Genomic DNA, 510 nt, shown 5'->3' with positions numbered 1-510 from the left:
GCGTGCCGACCTACCCGGACGCCGGCCGCTTCTGGAAGATGATCGGCGACCACAAGGTCACCGTGTTCTACACCGCGCCGACCGCGATCCGCTCGCTGATCAAGGCGGCCGAAGCCGACGACAAGGTGCATCCGAAGAGCTACGACCTGTCGAGCCTGCGCATCATCGGCACGGTCGGCGAGCCGATCAATCCGGAAGCGTGGATGTGGTATCACAAGCACGTCGGCCAGGCGCGCTGCCCGATCGTCGACACGTGGTGGCAGACGGAAACCGGCGGCCACATGATCACGCCGCTGCCGGGCGCGACGCCCACCGTGCCCGGTTCGTGCACGCTGCCGCTGCCGGGCATCATGGCCGCGGTGGTCGACGAGACGGGCCAGGATGTGCCGAACGGGCAAGGCGGCATCCTCGTCGTCAAGCGCCCGTGGCCCGCGATGATCCGCACGATCTGGGGCGACCCGGAGCGTTTCAAGAAGAGTTATTACCCGGAAGAACTCGGCGGCACGCTCT

General features: G+C 67.3%; 1 protein-coding gene. It reads left to right on the top strand.

The genetic code is table 11. The features are described 5' to 3' along the window. On the top strand, window positions 1-510 hold a 510-nt coding region (locus tag G3N64_RS40505; RefSeq protein ID WP_205788931.1), incomplete at both ends, for an AMP-binding protein.

This window comes from Burkholderia sp. Ac-20344 (assembly GCF_017104975.1).
Lineage (GTDB): Bacteria > Pseudomonadota > Gammaproteobacteria > Burkholderiales > Burkholderiaceae > Burkholderia.
The sequence above is the reverse complement of the archived record's forward strand: the minus strand, read 5'-3'. Positions and strand labels throughout refer to the sequence as shown.